The 15466-nt window shown below is 45.3% G+C and carries 12 protein-coding genes and 1 pseudogene; 8 read left to right on the top strand and 5 right to left on the bottom strand.

Going from position 1 to position 15466, the window contains the following annotated elements:
- Positions 1-490 precede the first annotated feature (490 nt).
- Both AB4167_RS05620 and fghA read left to right on the top strand, forming a co-directional pair.
- Complete coding sequence (locus tag AB4167_RS05620; RefSeq protein ID WP_017061634.1) at positions 491-1639, top strand: S-(hydroxymethyl)glutathione dehydrogenase/class III alcohol dehydrogenase; 1149 nt, start codon at positions 491-493, stop codon at positions 1637-1639.
- 315 nt (positions 1640-1954) lie between these two features.
- Positions 1955-2794 (top strand): S-formylglutathione hydrolase, encoded by an 840-nt coding sequence (gene fghA / locus AB4167_RS05615; RefSeq protein WP_017061633.1) that lies wholly within the window; start codon positions 1955-1957, stop codon positions 2792-2794.
- Between the two features lie 77 nt (positions 2795-2871).
- On the opposite strand, the gene AB4167_RS05610 is transcribed toward fghA, so the two are convergent.
- Complete coding sequence (locus tag AB4167_RS05610; RefSeq protein ID WP_017061632.1) at positions 2872-3954, bottom strand: pyridoxal phosphate-dependent aminotransferase; 1083 nt, start codon at positions 3952-3954, stop codon at positions 2872-2874.
- A gap of 306 nt (positions 3955-4260) precedes the next feature.
- Between AB4167_RS05610 and AB4167_RS05605 the strand changes: the two genes are divergently transcribed.
- The 3 genes and pseudogenes from AB4167_RS05605 to AB4167_RS05595 form a co-directional block, all read left to right on the top strand.
- The gene (locus tag AB4167_RS05605; protein WP_017061631.1) at positions 4261-4662 is read left to right on the top strand and encodes a hypothetical protein; all 402 of its coding nucleotides are present in this window, start codon (positions 4261-4263) and stop codon (positions 4660-4662) included.
- A gap of 224 nt (positions 4663-4886) precedes the next feature.
- On the top strand, positions 4887-5624 hold the full coding sequence (locus tag AB4167_RS05600; protein WP_102398053.1) for an NUDIX domain-containing protein: 738 nt from the start codon (positions 4887-4889) through the stop codon (positions 5622-5624).
- A gap of 237 nt (positions 5625-5861) precedes the next feature.
- Positions 5862-6848 (top strand): annotated as a pseudogene (locus AB4167_RS05595) (sigma-54-dependent Fis family transcriptional regulator); the annotation flags it as partial.
- A gap of 18 nt (positions 6849-6866) precedes the next feature.
- On the opposite strand, the gene AB4167_RS05590 reads toward AB4167_RS05595, so the two are convergent.
- Positions 6867-7718 carry a LysR family transcriptional regulator gene (locus AB4167_RS05590; RefSeq protein WP_372136269.1) on the bottom strand — a complete coding sequence of 284 codons (852 nt, stop codon included), beginning with the start codon at positions 7716-7718 and terminating at the stop codon, positions 6867-6869.
- Between the two features lie 98 nt (positions 7719-7816).
- On the opposite strand from AB4167_RS05590, the gene AB4167_RS05585 reads away from it, so the two are divergent.
- Positions 7817-8464 carry a glutathione S-transferase family protein gene (locus tag AB4167_RS05585; RefSeq protein ID WP_017069761.1) on the top strand — a complete coding sequence of 216 codons (648 nt, stop codon included), beginning with the start codon at positions 7817-7819 and terminating at the stop codon, positions 8462-8464.
- A gap of 143 nt (positions 8465-8607) precedes the next feature.
- The gene (locus tag AB4167_RS05580; protein WP_372136268.1) at positions 8608-10050 is read left to right on the top strand and encodes an N-acylglucosamine 2-epimerase; all 1443 of its coding nucleotides are present in this window, start codon (positions 8608-8610) and stop codon (positions 10048-10050) included.
- A gap of 145 nt (positions 10051-10195) precedes the next feature.
- Here the strand turns inward: AB4167_RS05580 and AB4167_RS05575 are convergent, their stop codons facing one another.
- The 3 genes from AB4167_RS05575 to AB4167_RS05565 all read right to left on the bottom strand — a co-directional run bounded on the left by AB4167_RS05575 (position 10196) and on the right by AB4167_RS05565 (position 14232).
- The gene (locus AB4167_RS05575) at positions 10196-11641 is read right to left on the bottom strand and encodes a sucrose-6-phosphate hydrolase (RefSeq protein WP_102320860.1); all 1446 of its coding nucleotides are present in this window, start codon (positions 11639-11641) and stop codon (positions 10196-10198) included.
- Positions 11638-12597, bottom strand: coding sequence for an aminoimidazole riboside kinase (locus AB4167_RS05570; protein ID WP_372102134.1), 960 nt, complete (start codon positions 12595-12597; stop codon positions 11638-11640). Before AB4167_RS05570 ends, AB4167_RS05575 begins: the two co-directional genes overlap by 4 nt.
- 195 nt (positions 12598-12792) lie before the next feature.
- A complete protein-coding gene (locus tag AB4167_RS05565; protein ID WP_017064972.1) occupies positions 12793-14232 on the bottom strand; it encodes a sucrose-specific PTS transporter subunit IIBC in 1440 nt (479 codons plus the stop codon).
- A gap of 234 nt (positions 14233-14466) precedes the next feature.
- On the opposite strand from AB4167_RS05565, the gene AB4167_RS05560 reads away from it, so the two are divergent.
- Complete coding sequence (locus AB4167_RS05560) at positions 14467-15453, top strand: LacI family DNA-binding transcriptional regulator (protein ID WP_137002180.1); 987 nt, start codon at positions 14467-14469, stop codon at positions 15451-15453.
- The last annotated feature ends 13 nt before the right edge of the window (positions 15454-15466 follow it).

Raw genomic sequence — 15466 nt, 5'->3', positions numbered from 1 at the left:
AGAACTCAAAATTTGGCGAGGAGACTAGATGAGAAAAATGACACTATTGTTTCTGATATCTTACAAAACGTCGCACAACGTACGCTTATGCGACATTGCTTCAATCGTTAAAATTCAACAAGTTACCATCCATACTAAAAGCTGATAGCTCAACAACACGAATTGAAGGTTAATATATAAATCGCCATAAAACCTCCACCTAAACATCAGTAAAGGCAATGTATTCAGACCGTTTGGATAAGTCGCCTGTCCTCAAACCTGAGTCGCTCTAGCTAAGATAGTTGCCAATAAGAAAACTGACCGCTCCATACTTATTATTACAAATACGTAATAATCATTTTCTATTTAAGGGTATTATCAAAACATGCACTCACACCTATACTAGCTCCAACAAAACGAGAGAGCGGAAACAATTAAGCTCAACTACGCTTAACGGGTTGAAGCTAATTGCACGGTTATCCGCTGTACTGACATATATAGGAAACATCCAATGACAATCGAAATTAAACCTGGTCAAACGCATATCAAATCAAAAGCAATGGTTGCATGGGCAGCTGGCGAGCCACTCAAAATGGAAGAAGTTGATGTACAACTTCCTAAAGCTGGTGAGGTTCTAGTTCGCATCGTTGCTACTGGTGTTTGTCACACTGACGCATTCACATTATCAGGTGACGATCCAGAAGGTATCTTCCCTTCAATTCTTGGTCACGAAGGTGGCGGTATCGTTGAGATGATCGGCGAAGGCGTTACAAGTGTTGAGATTGGCGACCACGTTATCCCACTTTACACAGCTGAATGTGGCGAATGTAAGTTCTGTAAATCTGGTAAAACTAACCTATGCCAAGCCGTTCGTGAAACGCAAGGTAAAGGCCTAATGCCAGACGGTACAAGCCGCTTCTCTATCAATGGCGAAACGATTTTCCATTACATGGGCTGCTCGACTTTCTCTGAGTACACAGTACTTCCAGAAATCTCTCTAGCGAAAGTAAGCAAAGAAGCACCACTTGAAGAAGTTTGTCTTCTAGGTTGTGGTGTAACAACAGGCATGGGCGCGGTACTTAACACAGCTAAAGTTGAAAAAGGCGACAACGTTGCTGTATTCGGCCTAGGCGGTATCGGTCTTTCTGCAATCATTGGTGCTCGCATGGCTGGTGCTAACCGCATCATCGGTGTAGATATCAACGAGAGCAAATTCGAGCTAGCGAAACAACTTGGCGCGACTGACTGCATCAACCCAATGAACTACGACAAGCCAATCCAAGACGTTATCGTTGAGATGACAGACGGTGGTGTTGAGTACTCTTTCGAATGTATTGGTAACGTAAACGTGATGCGTCAAGCGCTTGAATGTTGTCACAAAGGTTGGGGCGAATCTGTAATCATCGGTGTTGCAGGCGCAGGTCAAGAGATCTCAACTCGTCCATTCCAACTAGTAACAGGTCGTGTATGGCGTGGTTCTGCTTTCGGTGGTGTTAAAGGCCGCTCTGAGCTTCCAGAAATCGTAAACCGTTACATGGCGGGTGAGTTTGGTCTTCAAGAGTTCATCACTCATACAATGGGTCTGCAAGACGTAAACGAAGCATTCGACCTAATGCATAAAGGTGAATCTATCCGTACTGTTCTACACATGGATAAATAATACCAATCGTAGTAAATAACTGGTCATTCTAGCTTGTTAAAACACTCGATAACGGCGTTAGAAATTTTGATTGTAGAATAACTACTTATCGAAAATTTCTGCCTTGTTCTCAAGCCTTTTTCCTGCGCTATTTATGACCATCTACTTACTGTGATTGGTATAACACCTCTTGGTCTCGATACTTAGGTGTCGAGGCCAAAGCTATAAATGAAAAGCAACAAACTGTCTTCACCTCCTCCTGCCCGGTGGGTGGTGAAACTTTATGTTATATAGACAAATTTACTCCCAAACCATCAACCTAACGGAGCACAATAGATGACAATCGAAAACATTAGCCAAGCAAAGGTTGCTGGTGGTTGGCACAAACAATACACCCACTTTTCTGCAACGCTTGACTGCAACATGCGTTTTGCGATTTTCTTGCCACCTAACGCAAGCAAAGAAAACCCAGTTCCTGTTTTGTATTGGTTGTCAGGCTTAACCTGTACCGATGAAAACTTCATGCAAAAAGCCGGCGCGTTCAAAGCCGCGGCTGAGCAAGGCATCGCGATTGTTGCACCAGACACTAGCCCACGTGGCGAAGGTGTTGCCGACGATGAAAATTACGATCTCGGCCAAGGTGCAGGCTTCTATGTGAATGCCACTCAAGCGCCATGGGACAGCCATTACCACATGTACGATTACGTGGTAACAGAGCTCCCTGCACTGATTGAGTCGTTCTTCCCTGTTACATCCGTAAAATCGATTTCTGGTCACAGCATGGGCGGACATGGTGCCCTAACGATTGGCATTAAAAACGAAGATAGCTACCGTTCTATCTCTGCATTCAGCCCAATCACCAACCCAATGCAATGCCCTTGGGGACAAAAAGCCTTCAACCAATACCTAGGCTTGGATATTGAAGAGTGGAAACACTACGATGCCTCTGAGCTTCTAAAAACCAAAGGCACTAAACTGCCAATGTTGGTCGACCAAGGTGAAGCCGATAACTTCCTGATTGAACAGCTTAAACCTGAGCAATTAGTCGAAGCCGCTAAGGTAACCAATGCCGATTTAGATCTACGTATGCAGCCTGGTTACGACCACAGCTACTACTTCATCTCTAGCTTTATTGATGAACACATTGAGTTCCACGCTGCTTACTTAAACAAGTAGCCAGATGAATTTAGCCCGCACTTTGTAAACGCAAGGTGCGGGCTTTTTTATGCCTACTGATTTTATAACGGTTGCTTTTATAACTGCTTAATACGCTGCTTTAACGCTTCTAAATCTATATCATTGCCAACAATTCGTAATCGAACATACTCTTCAGTCATCGCGTCGCACGTAATAGCAAAATCGACACCCGAACATGTCTTAATACCGATACTCTCAAATAGCTTTGAAAGGTGAGTTCCTCTCTTTTTCAACAACATAATGGGCGTCGATATTGACGTGCCAACCACCTCAATATTGTTCTCAGACAACAAGCCGATCATTTGCTGCTTAAAGTATTCAGTTTTGCTGCGGTTCATTTCTAAGAAGTGTTTTGCATTGGGTAAGGTCGCCGATGCGATTTTTATTGAGGGGTAAGTCGGCGTAAACACACTCACCGCAGCTTCGATTGCAGAAGTCAGGTTTTCACTGCTGGCTAAGTAACCGAGTCGAATCCCAGCGAGCCCTAAACCTTTAGAAAAGGTTCGTAAAACTATTAAGTTGTCCAAGACTAAGGTCTGATCGAGCATAGACTGCTCAGGGGTCAGGTATTCACCATATGCCTCGTCGACAATCAAAATAGCGCCAGAACGCTCACATACTCTCGCTATCTCGACCAAATAAGCTCTGTCGTAGATTCGACCCGTTGGGTTGTTGGGATTATCGATATACACCAAGGCAGGATTTTGACTGCTTATTTTTGATGCCAACACACCGAACAGATCCGACTCGTTTTGATAATCAAACATGTTGATGGACTGGTACTTCCCGCCCACCAAAGTGAACTCTGATACTGCTTCAACAAACTGAGGGCCAATGCCTATCATGGTGCGATTGTTGTGATCGATAAGTTTATTGAAGATAAGTTCTAGCGCCCCAAGAGAGCCCGTGGTGTACGTAATACGACAATCTTCAATCCCAATAAACTGGCGAGTCAGATAAGTCAGCTCCGAAAGCTCCCTGTGGCAATAGTACTTATCAATACCGTAGATAATATCTTTGATCACATGTTCAGGAATTTCTGGTGCGCCAAATGGATTGGAGCCAAGTGAACAATCGATACGAAATGAGTGATCGACATAAGAATGGTATTCGCCACTTAACCGTGGATTTAAATGCATAAGAAAACGCTCAAAAAATATTCATGCGCTATTCTTATCGTACTGAATTTTATCTATATAGGTCATTTCGCGACAGTTCTTCGCCTTGTTTCGAGAGACTGGTTAAAAACCAAGATTGGTTCAAATAACGAATTCTCTTAAGCCATAATCAAGAGTTAAGCACTCGTGTTTACATTTCGAGTTAACCGAACCGCTTTCTTTGCGCTAGATTAAGCTGAGATAAGATAGGGTAATAACAGAGCTTGCATCTTTACTCTCCCTAGTTACCATAGCCCCATTAACATCCCCCATATTTTGAAGGTTGCTATGAAAGCAATTAAGACTCTTTTCTTCCTGATGGTTTTATTGAGCGGTCTGTTTACCGCTTGGCTGTTTATTCCAATTCCAGCGACCATGGACAAGCAAACGCTCGACGTTCCATTAACGGAACCATTCAAGCTTGTTGCGTATCGCAGCAACCCGAATGATGCGAGCAAGCCGCTGACTTACCACTACTATGTGATTTCAGATGTGGTTGGTGTAGACGACATGGACCCATTCCTGATTACCACGGACCAGTTCGTGAAGCTTGGCGAATTCGACGAGAACACATTCAACCTTACGGTTAACGGCAAGATTGATAGCTACACCAACGATTTGTGGATCAAGAAATCTGATGGCAAGCTTCAACACTGGTACGTGAGTATTAACGCGAACTATATTCGTTAAAATCGAACTGCAATAAACCTCATTTTAAAACTGCGCTTTGGCTTCCAAGCGCAGTTTTTGTTTCTAGCAACACCCTCCACTTATCCCGACCCGTTCGACATAAACTGCATTGCCTACTTTTGATTCACTGCTGCCCTTGCTCTCAAGGTGTTATAAGCTCTTTAGATACGATAAGCTCAGACCATGCTCGACGCCCAATAAATCAAAATAATAAAGGATCACCCGTGGAATTTACGCTCGACAAATTTAACGGCATCATCATTGACCCAGCAACAGCCCCTCACGATGTTGACTCATTCAATGCCGAACTCAGCGAGATCACCGAATTTTCAAAGCAGAATAGCAAAGGCATTATTTGGATTAGCTTACCTATTTCACTCTCGCACCTTATTCCGGTGGCGACTGAGCTTGGCTTTGTGTTTCACAACTGCTTAGAAGACGAGATTACGCTGATCCACAAATCCGAGATTGTAGAGTTTGTGCCTTTCATTCCGACCCACACCTTGGGTGCTGGCGCGTTAATCACTAACGAACACAACCAAGTGCTGATGATTAAAGAACACGGCATGACGGGCTACAAATTACCGGGCGGTCATATTGAGTTGGGTGAAGGCATTGAAGAATCCGTGGTTCGAGAAACCTTAGAAGAGACTGGCATCGAAGCCACGTTCGTTTCAGTGGTTGGCATGGCGACGAGACACCCGTATCAATTCGGAAAGTCTAACCTCTACTTTGTTTGTCACCTTATCGCTCAAACTCAAGAGATTGCGATTCAAGACACAGATGAAATTGCAGAAGCTAAATGGATTGATGTTGAAGAGTACATTAACAACCCCGACAGCTACCCGTTCAACCGCCAGTTAGTCGGCTCTTTGATAGGCAAACAAGGATTAGAACTCACTCAGTTAGAAGGCAACTATGGCCCAGTCCACAAGCCCGAGATCTTCTTTTCGCAAAACTAGAGCGATTCAAATATAAAAACGCCAAGCTCATAAGAACTTGGCGTTTTGCTTTTCATTTTACTTGTATTGTTTAAGCCATCTCGTTGCTAGTGACTTCCTAATAGACTGTTCTAGAACCTATCTATTTTAGAAAAATCCTAGTGGGTTAGTATCGTAGCTGATCAACAGGTTCTTAGTATTTTGGTAGTGATCGAGCATCATCTTATGTGTCTCACGGCCGATGCCGGATTTCTTATAACCACCAAACGCACGCGCTCCATTTCAGCATCGTGTGATTTGCACCATGGCGAGCAACAAATCGAACACGCTTGGCAGCAAGCCAACAAGGTAATCGACAAAGGGATCAGCTTGTTGATCTTAGGAGAAACAGGAGTTGGCAAAGGCGAGTTTGTTAAAGCGCTGCACAAGCAAAGCCAGCGTAAGTCTTCGCCCTTGGTAGCGGTAAATTGTGGCGCGCTGCCTAAAGACCTTATCGAATCTGAACTGTTTGGTTACGCGCCGGGCGCCTTTACGGGAGCAAGCCACAAGGGCTTCCAAGGTAAGATCCGTCAAGCAGATAAAGGGATTCTATTTCTAGATGAGATCGCCGACATGCCTTTAGAAGCTCAGTGCCGACTACTGCATGTTCTGCAAGACAAATCCGTGGTGCCAGTTGGTTCTAATCAAAGCTATCAAGTCGATTGTCAGATCATCGCTGCAACTCACAAAAACCTCGAGCAGTTAGTCGCAACAGGTGAGTTTAGGCAAGACCTGTATTACAGACTCAATGGCTTAGCCTTCACCTTGCCAAGCCTACAACACCGACAAGACAAGCACGCTTTAATCGAGCACATTCATCGTAAATACGCCGAAGACGAACAGACAATCTGCCCGCACTTGATGAGCTTACTGTGCGCCTATTCTTGGCCGGGTAATATCCGCGAATTAGACAACTTACTTAAGGTTGCTGCTCTATTAGCAAGTGATGAACCCCAACTCACACTCGAGCATGTGCCCAGCCACCTTGCTCAACATCTCACGTCATTAGCACACGATAATCAGCATCAGCTAATGACTTCTAATGCCATAAAAGGTACAGCGAGTAACGATTTAAGAAGCACCGTTGAAGAAACCTTGTTGCAAACTTATCAAGCGAACCAAGGCAACATCAGCAAGACATCTCGAATACTCGGCATCAGCCGCAATACCATTTATCGAAAGCTAAAGAGCTTGGGGATTCTTTAGTAGGAAAAGGAATCTAAGCTACTCAGACTCTAATTCCACAAGTTGATTGAGCACTTCTTTATCCAATACCGGGTGATGCTTACTCGCTAGGATCAGCACAATATCGACCGAAGGCAACGGCGGCATATCATCAAGAATTTTCAAATCTGAAGTCACGCTTAGCTTACCCATCGCACCAATCGCTAATCCTGCTTTCACGATTGCACGCTGCGCTGAAGCGGTATTGCTACACGCCAATAACTGATAAGGCGTGCCCTGCTTGGTTAAGCCATTCACTGCCGCTGCGTGGTACTTACAATCGGTCTGAAACAAGGCTAGTGGGACTGGTTTAGACTCATCGAACACATAATCAGGGCTGCTTATCCATACTCCGATATCATGAGTGAGCCAGTAACCCTCTTCACTATCGGGCGCTCGGGTGACAATCGCCGCATCAAGCCTGCCGTCATCCAACCACTCTCTCAGCGTAATGCTGGGCAGGCTGAATATTTGGATTGAACAGGTGGGTTCTGCTTTCTGCAACAGGCGAATCACTTTCGGCAGAATGGTGTCATTGTAGTCTTCAGGGCAGCCGAGTCGCAGAGGTTGTTTGTCTTCGTAACGCTTTACTTGCTTAAGTGCGGTATTGTGAAGGGCGACCAACTGTTCGGCATGAGATCGCAGCGCTAAGCCAGCTTCAGTCAGTATTAAATTACGTCCTTCTTTCTGGAAAAGAGTGACGTTGAGTTCTTCTTCCAACTTACGCATCTGAGCACTGAATGCCGATTGGGTGCGATTTATCTGTTTCGCTGCACGAGTGAAACTACTGGTTTCTACAAACGCGAGAAAGCCTCGCAAAGCATCAATATCCATATTGAAATCACCACCCATCGTTTTTGTTAATGTATTGCATCAAAATTATCCGTTAGTGCGCCGCAATACAATCCCCTAATCTCAAATGCATGCCCACCAAACGCAAGGAAGCAACGATGCAGCTTTATATTGGAAACCAGAACTACTCAACTTGGTCACTGCGCGCATGGCTAATATTCGACAACTACAACCTGAATGCAGAAGTCATCAAGCTCAAGCTGTTCACCTCTGATTTTTACGACACTCTGGCGAAAGTGACGCCAACGGCCAAGGTTCCAACCCTAGTTGATGGTAATGTTGCGGTGTGGGATTCATTGGCGATTCTCGAATACGTTAACGATGCCTATTTGGACGGTGCAGCGTGGCCTAGCTCAGTGAAAGAACGCGCCCATGCCCGAGCAATTTCCGCCGAGATGCACTCTGGGTTCTTTGCCGTCAGAAATGAAATGCCGATGAACTGCCGCGCACAACGAAAGCTCACACTGAGTGAAGACGCACTGAAAGACATCGCTCGTATTGATGCAATATGGTCTGCACAAATGGAACAATACCCAGAGGGATGGTTATTTGGTGAATGGTCGATTGCCGATGCGATGTTTGCACCCGTCGCATTGCGCGTAGAAACCTATGGAATACAACTTTCCGAAAAGGCATCGCAGTATCAACAACGTGTGCTTAACAGTCCATCAATACAAAAATGGCTGGCAGAGGCAAGCTTAGAAACCGATGTGGTTGAAGAAGATGAGGCGGGCAAGCCAGTATAAAATACAAGACACCCTTCCAAAGCTCACTAGTCTGTGAGCTTTTATCTAAACCTTATTAATTTGGTCGATTGTGATCGCCTAATCACAATGTGCAGATGTGATTGTTTATATTCAAAGAAATTCAAATAGTTAAGATAAACATCATGTTACGAGCAACGATCGCATTACTCAGTATTACTAGCTTCGCCGTATCTGCCAACGCCCATCTTCCTTCTGGAGAAGAGTGGCTCAACCATGCGACTGAAGGGCTTGCACCTTATTGGTTAATGCCTAGCGCTCAAGGAGAACCGGTAGGAAACTTCCCTACTTTCCGCTGTGATGACGGTACCTTGCTCGATGTTTCTGATGTGTGCCATGAACTAAACAAAGGCTGGATCACGCCACACTTTGGCAAAGAGTTTACGCGGATGAAGTCACGTCAAACTTATGCCTATGGCGTGCTCTACCACCTTAGTGGCGATAAGCAGGCTTTAGCGCTTGCCAAGCAAGGAGCCTACTACATCATTGATCAGCTAGAAGATAAGCAAAACGGCGGCTTTATCGGCTACACAAAAGAGGGAAAAGTAGGCCAGAATTGGCAGCAGCGTACTTCTCAAGATCAAGCGTATGCATTAGTTGGCCTTGCCATGTACTACTACCTGACCCAAGACAAAAAGGTAGAAGAAGCACTCATCGCCCAACAAGCTTTTATCTTTGATAAATATCGACTTAGCGACAACAGCGGTCTTGCTTGGGTACTCGCCGACGGTGAAGATGGCAGTGCAAAACGACGTGAACTGGTTGCGCAACTTGATCAAATAAATGGCTACCTGTTGCTCATCGCACCTCTGCTCAAAGAGCCCGTCAAATCAAAATGGCTTGATGACTTAAACTGGCTCACGCAAACCATGATTGACCAATACCATTCTGAAGATGAACAACGCTTCTACGGTGCAATTCATGGTAAAGATGCGATGATGCCGAATGCCAATCACAATGATTTTGGGCACACCATCAAAGCGTATTGGATGACTTACCTTACAGGCCAAACATTGAATAACTCTGAATGGTCGGAGTTTGGTTTAGACGGTATGAAATACACTTTGGATCAGGCGCAATATCAGAAAGAGTTCGTGAGTGTCTCCCAATATTATGGCGAGGAACTTCAGAAAGCCTGGAAAGGACAAGAGATAACTGGCTGGCAAAGCAGACCGCACAGTGAGTGGGCTTCATCATGGGAGTGGGCGGAACTTGATCAAGCAGCAATGACGGTTTCACTTGTCGATGGTTCGATGAAAGACGTCCTGCAATACACGTTACCGACCTTTCATGATGTATGGGTCGACCACAAATACGGCGGTGTCGGGCTTGACCCAAAACGCACCAAAGCTTTCCATTGGGGCAACGGTTATCACCAGTTTGAACATGCGCTGATTGGCTATTTGTTCGCTCAGCAAGTTGACGCGAAGCCAGCAATATTGCATTACGCAAGGCCGACCAACAGCGAGATGCCAATGGAACCGTATTACTATCAAGGCGATGTGGTGGAGCTATTGAATAAAGATGACGGAACGCAGAAGGTCAGTTTCAATAACATTCGACCTTAGCGTTGGTTGTTTGTTCTAAATGGACTTGAGATTCAGGGCTACGGGGAATGGACAAGGTCAAAGAGTTAGCACAATAGTGATGTCGCAGACCAAACAAAAGCCGCTGTTGATGATCAGCGGCTTTCTTGATGGAGATAAGCGGAGGTTAGTTGTCCAACCCTTTAATTGGGTTCATCGAGTGATAAACGGTGTTCACGTCACCAGTCATCGACAATGAACTCAAGTCATCAATGAAGAAACGGCTGGTCATTGTGTGCTTACCGCCATTGATAAAGATTTCGATCACTGACTTATCAACATAAACCTCGATGATTTGCTTGGTGCTCAACCTCGGTGCTTTTCTCACTGAGCCAAACTCTTCCGCGTAGAGCTGAGACATCTTACTGCGATCAAGCATGAACTCCTTTTCTGTAGCACTGAATACGATGTTATCACCCGCAACGTTAGTAAGTGTAAACTCAAACTCGTCAGTATCCGTTTCGAGCTCAACCATGAAGCTGGTTGTATCCAATTCAAGAGCATTTTCAACCACCACAGCTTCACCCTGTAGCGCTTTCAATTCAGGTAAAGCAGACTGAACAAGATAGCCATCTTGGATTTGAAGTTCGCGTGGTAACGACAACATGCCCGCCCACTGATACTCATTAGATGGTGTATCAATCTCAGGCAGACCAATCCAAGCAATCAGAATACGGCGGCCTGTATCATCTAAATAAGTCTGTGGTGCATAGAAATCGAAGCCATAATCTGGCTGCGCAATATCTTGGTGGTTTTCCAGTTCTACCGAATCGAGATTTAAGCGGTCACCGACGATATAAGCCACCGAGTAGATATTTTTGAAATCGTATGGATTTTCGCTAGACACACCTTGTGGAGAAAACAGCATCACCGACTGATTCTCTATTTCAAAGAAATCTGGGCATTCCCACATATAGCCAAGGTTGTTGTAACGAGTTTGAATTGGACCTTTGTGCTGCCAATTCATCAGGTCTCGGCTGCAATATAGCGCCATAGAGCCAGTATTTTGAGGCGTTTGAGCACCCACAACCATCAGATAATCGCCGCCCTGTTTCCACACTTTTGGGTCGCGGAAATGTTCGGTGTAGTGATCGTTTTCGATAACCACGCCGTGCTTTTCTATTTTGCCGTCAGCAGTCATCTTGGCAAAACATTGAGTTGGCACTCGCAACCAATTTCCGTCGCGCTTGTTACCTGTAAAAAACAACAATGCATTGTCGTTTTCAACCAATGCACCACCAGAGTAAACACCGTGAGAGTCGTAATCTTGGTCTGGGTGCAAGCCAATGCCGTGGTCTTCGAAATGAACGAAGTCTTTGGTAGAAAGGTGGTACCAGTACTTCATACCATGGACGGGGCCAACTGGCGTCCATTGGTAAAATAGGTGGTGTTCACCATTAAAGAAACACAGACCATTCGGATCATTAAGCAGACCAAACTTAGGCGCAATATGGTAGCTTGGATAGCCAGAGTCTTGTTTGCGAAGCTCTACCATCGCATCAATACTCTCTAGAGAAATATCTTCTATACGGCGATATCTTTGCTCTACTGTCCAGTTCGAGTTCAAACTCATACACTCTCCTCTACGGCATTCGTATTTGAAGAGTCTTTTTGAATAAACTGAGTAAGAGCTTCTTGCGTTGGAAGTGCGGTCATTGCGCCTTTTTGCGTGGTCGCCAGTGCACCACACCCATTCGCCCACTGAATTGCAGAATCGACGACTTGTTGATTGTTCCACTCATCATCTTGAGAAAGCTTTGCAAGCAAACCGCCAACAAAAGCATCGCCTGCACCCGTGGTATCCACTGGCGTCACTGAGCGACCTGAAATCAACACACCTTGGTTTTCAAATACTCGCCAAACGCCTTTCGCGCCCTGCGTAACCAGAACAAGCGTGTTGTTAAGATCTGCAATGTTAGCCAAGCCTTGTTCCATCGAAGTTGAATCGGTTAAGAAGTCCAGTTCTTCTTCTGAGAATTTAACCACATCCGCCAACTCAACCGCTTTCATGACCACAGACTTAATTTCAGATGGGTTTTGCCACACTTCATCACGAAGGTTTGGATCGAAGCTGATGTAACCGCCCGCGGCTTTCATACGTCGGATCGCTTCGAAGGTACTGCTTCGGCTTGGTTCATTAGCCAAAGAGATCGAGCAGACGTGTAGCCACTCGTTTTTCTTAAATTCGGGAATGTCTTCAACAGACATAAACTGGTCGGCACTTGGCTTAACCATAAACGTAAAGCTACGCTCGCCTTGGTCATCAAGATCGACCACCACGGTTGACGTGCGTTGTTCAGGGTCCTTCACCAAACGCTCGGTATTCACACCTTCCTTTTGCAGAGTCACTTCCATAAAAGTGCCAAACGGATCGTTACCCACTCGGCCGAAAAATGCGCTTTTGCCTAAAAGGCGAGAAATCGCTACCGCGGCATTAGCAGGAGCTCCGCCCGGACATTTCAATAATGTCGAGTCAGACTCCGGAATGAGGTCGACGACGGCGTCTCCAGTTACCCAAACTTGATTCATCTTTCTTACCTTAAAACTGAAAATCATGACAACCGAAAGCGATGGCAATCGAAAGCAGTAGCAACCAAAAGCAAGGTGACACTTCACGCTGTCATGTAAAAATATAAAAAGGCTAGCTAAGCCAAATCACCTAGCTAGCACCCCAAAGCTTAGGAAATGAAGTGAAAAGGGGGGCTTCACTTCTAGGGAGAAACGTTAAGCTGTTGCTTTAATGTTTTGCTTGCTGCGCTCGCGCAGACCTAAAACAACGGTCAGAGCAAAGGCAGTCACGAACGCGATAATCATACCTACCACGTAGTAGCCAATCTTTTCTGGTGATATTGAGATGATGCCAGGAATACCCGCCGCACCCAGTGCTTGTGCTTTCACATTGAACATCGTGATAAACGCGCTTGAAATCGCAGCGGCACAAACCGCAGCAATGAATGGATAGCGAAGCTTCAGGTTCACACCGAACATTGCAGGTTCAGTAATACCAAGCAAGCCAGTCACACCAGAAGGAATCGCGATACCTTTCATTTTCTTATCTTTACTCATGAAACCAACCGCCAGTGCCGCTGCACCTTGTGACACGTTAGACATCGCCGCGATAGGGAAGATGAACGTACCGCCAGTCGTTGCGATATCCGCAAGCAGCTGAGTTTCAATAGCAATAAAGCTATGGTGCATACCAGTAATAACAAACGGCGCATAAATCAAACCAAACACCGCACCGCCAATGAAGCCAGCACTGTTGTATAACCAATTTAGGCCGTCACCAAGCAGGAAGCCGATATCACGAGTAAATGGACCAACAATCGTGAATGTTAACAAACCAGTTATGAAAATCGCCAATAGCGGCGTTAGCAAGTTATCCAGAACCGAAGGAATAACTTTACGCAGCCCAAGCTCAACTTTCGCTAGAATAAACGCAGAAACAAGAACGGGTAGTACTGAACCTTGATAGCCTACTTTCTCGATTTCGAAACCTAAAATGTTCCAAACCGGAATGCTGCCCGACACTGATGCGCCACCGAAGCCCCAGCCGTTAAGCAAGTCTGGGTGAACCATCAACATACCTAAAGCCGCGCCAAGGTATGGGTTACCACCAAACTTCTTACTCGCTGAAAATGCTAATAAAATAGGTAAGTACACAAAAGGAGCATTAGCAAATGTATTGATCATGTTTGCTAAGTCGGTCAAACCCGGATTAGCGTCGATTAAAGATTTGCCATCAATGAATAAGCCTTGAGCCGTCAATAGGTTGTAGATACCCATCAACAAACCACCAGCAACAATCGCCGGAATGATTGGTACAAAAATATCAGACAGGCCTTTCACCGCGCGTTGCAGGATATTTTGGTTGTCAGCACCTGCAGACGCCACATCGTTGGTCGACATTTCCGTCATTTCAGTCAGCTTAGCCAACTCAGCATAAACTTGGTTTACGATGCCTGAGCCAAAGATGATCTGATATTGACCTGCCACTTTAAACTGGCCCTTAACCCCTTCTAGGTTATCAATCGCCTGTTCATCAATTTTATCTTGGTCTGCAACCGCAAGACGCAGACGAGTCGCGCAGTGTGCGAGTGCGGTGATATTACTTTTACCACCTAATAGAGAAAGCAGCTCTTTTGCTATTTTTGGATAATTCATTACATACCCCATTGGATTATCATTTGAGCTTTTGAATTTTCGGGAACGTTTGCAAAACAAATTTTTGCCTAGAAATAACAAATGATCAAAGATAACTGCTCAATAGTGTGAGAATGATCTTCAAATTATCTCCCTAGGATAAGAAGACAGGGTTAAAATCCCCTAATAACAGGTAAATTTGATGCTCTGTTTGCAAACAATCCCAAAACTAAAATTACAATTGGATAATGAATAATGGCTAGTCTTCATGATGTCGCTCGTCTCGCTGGAGTTTCCAAGTCGACGGTTTCAAGAGTAATCAATGATGAGTATGGCGTAAAAGACGCGACCAAGGTGAAGGTGCGTAAAGCAGTTGAAGAGTGTGGCTATCTCCCAAACCAAGTCGCTAAAGACTTAAAGTCCCAAAAAACCAACCTGGTTGGCGTGATTGTTCCTAGGGTTTCTTCCCATGCCACCTCTCAGGGTGTCGATGGTTTAACCGCCGTCTTAGAGCAAGCGGGCAAGCATGTATTATTAGCGAGCACACACCAAACACACCATAAAGAACTTGAATATATTCAGATATTTAACCAGAGGCGTGTTGAAGGTATCATCCTGTACGCGACCCACCTCGACAACCAATTAGTCAAAGCGATTCAAAGCTCTGCCGTACCCGTGGTATTGGTTGGTCAAGACGGGTCAATGTTTAACATCCCAAGCATTGTGCACGACGACACTCGCGTAGGGTTTGAAGCGGGTAATCGCCTCATAGCGAAAGCTTGTAAGCATATGGGATTCATCGGTGTGCAAGGTGATGATATTGCGGTTGATAAGATGAGATCGGAAGGCTTCGCTCAATCGCTTCAATTTAACGACCTCACACTGCAATTTCACGCCCGTGGCGACTTCACCATAGAATCAGGTTACCAACTGGCGAAGCAGTATCTCAAGGAGCACACCAAGCTCGACGGCCTATTCTGCGCCACTGACCGTATCGCAATCGGTGCGATCAGAGCAATTCAAGAAGCGGGCCTCGTTCCAGGAAAGGATGTCTTGGTACTCGGCGTGGGTGATGATGAACTTGCTTCAGTATGCACACCAACGCTGTCTACGTTTAACTATGCGTTTGATAAAGCGGGAGAAAATGGAGCCAAGCTGCTACTCGACCGTATTGAGAAAAAAGGCTTTGAAATGAGCAAGATGGTGTTGACCTTCACCACTATTGACCGAGAGTCTTGCTAGCGATTTATTTCAG

Source organism: Vibrio sp. 10N.286.49.E11 (genome assembly GCF_041469505.1).
In the GTDB taxonomy this organism is placed as follows: domain Bacteria; phylum Pseudomonadota; class Gammaproteobacteria; order Enterobacterales; family Vibrionaceae; genus Vibrio; species Vibrio crassostreae_C.
This window is presented reverse-complemented; position numbering and strand designations above follow the sequence as displayed.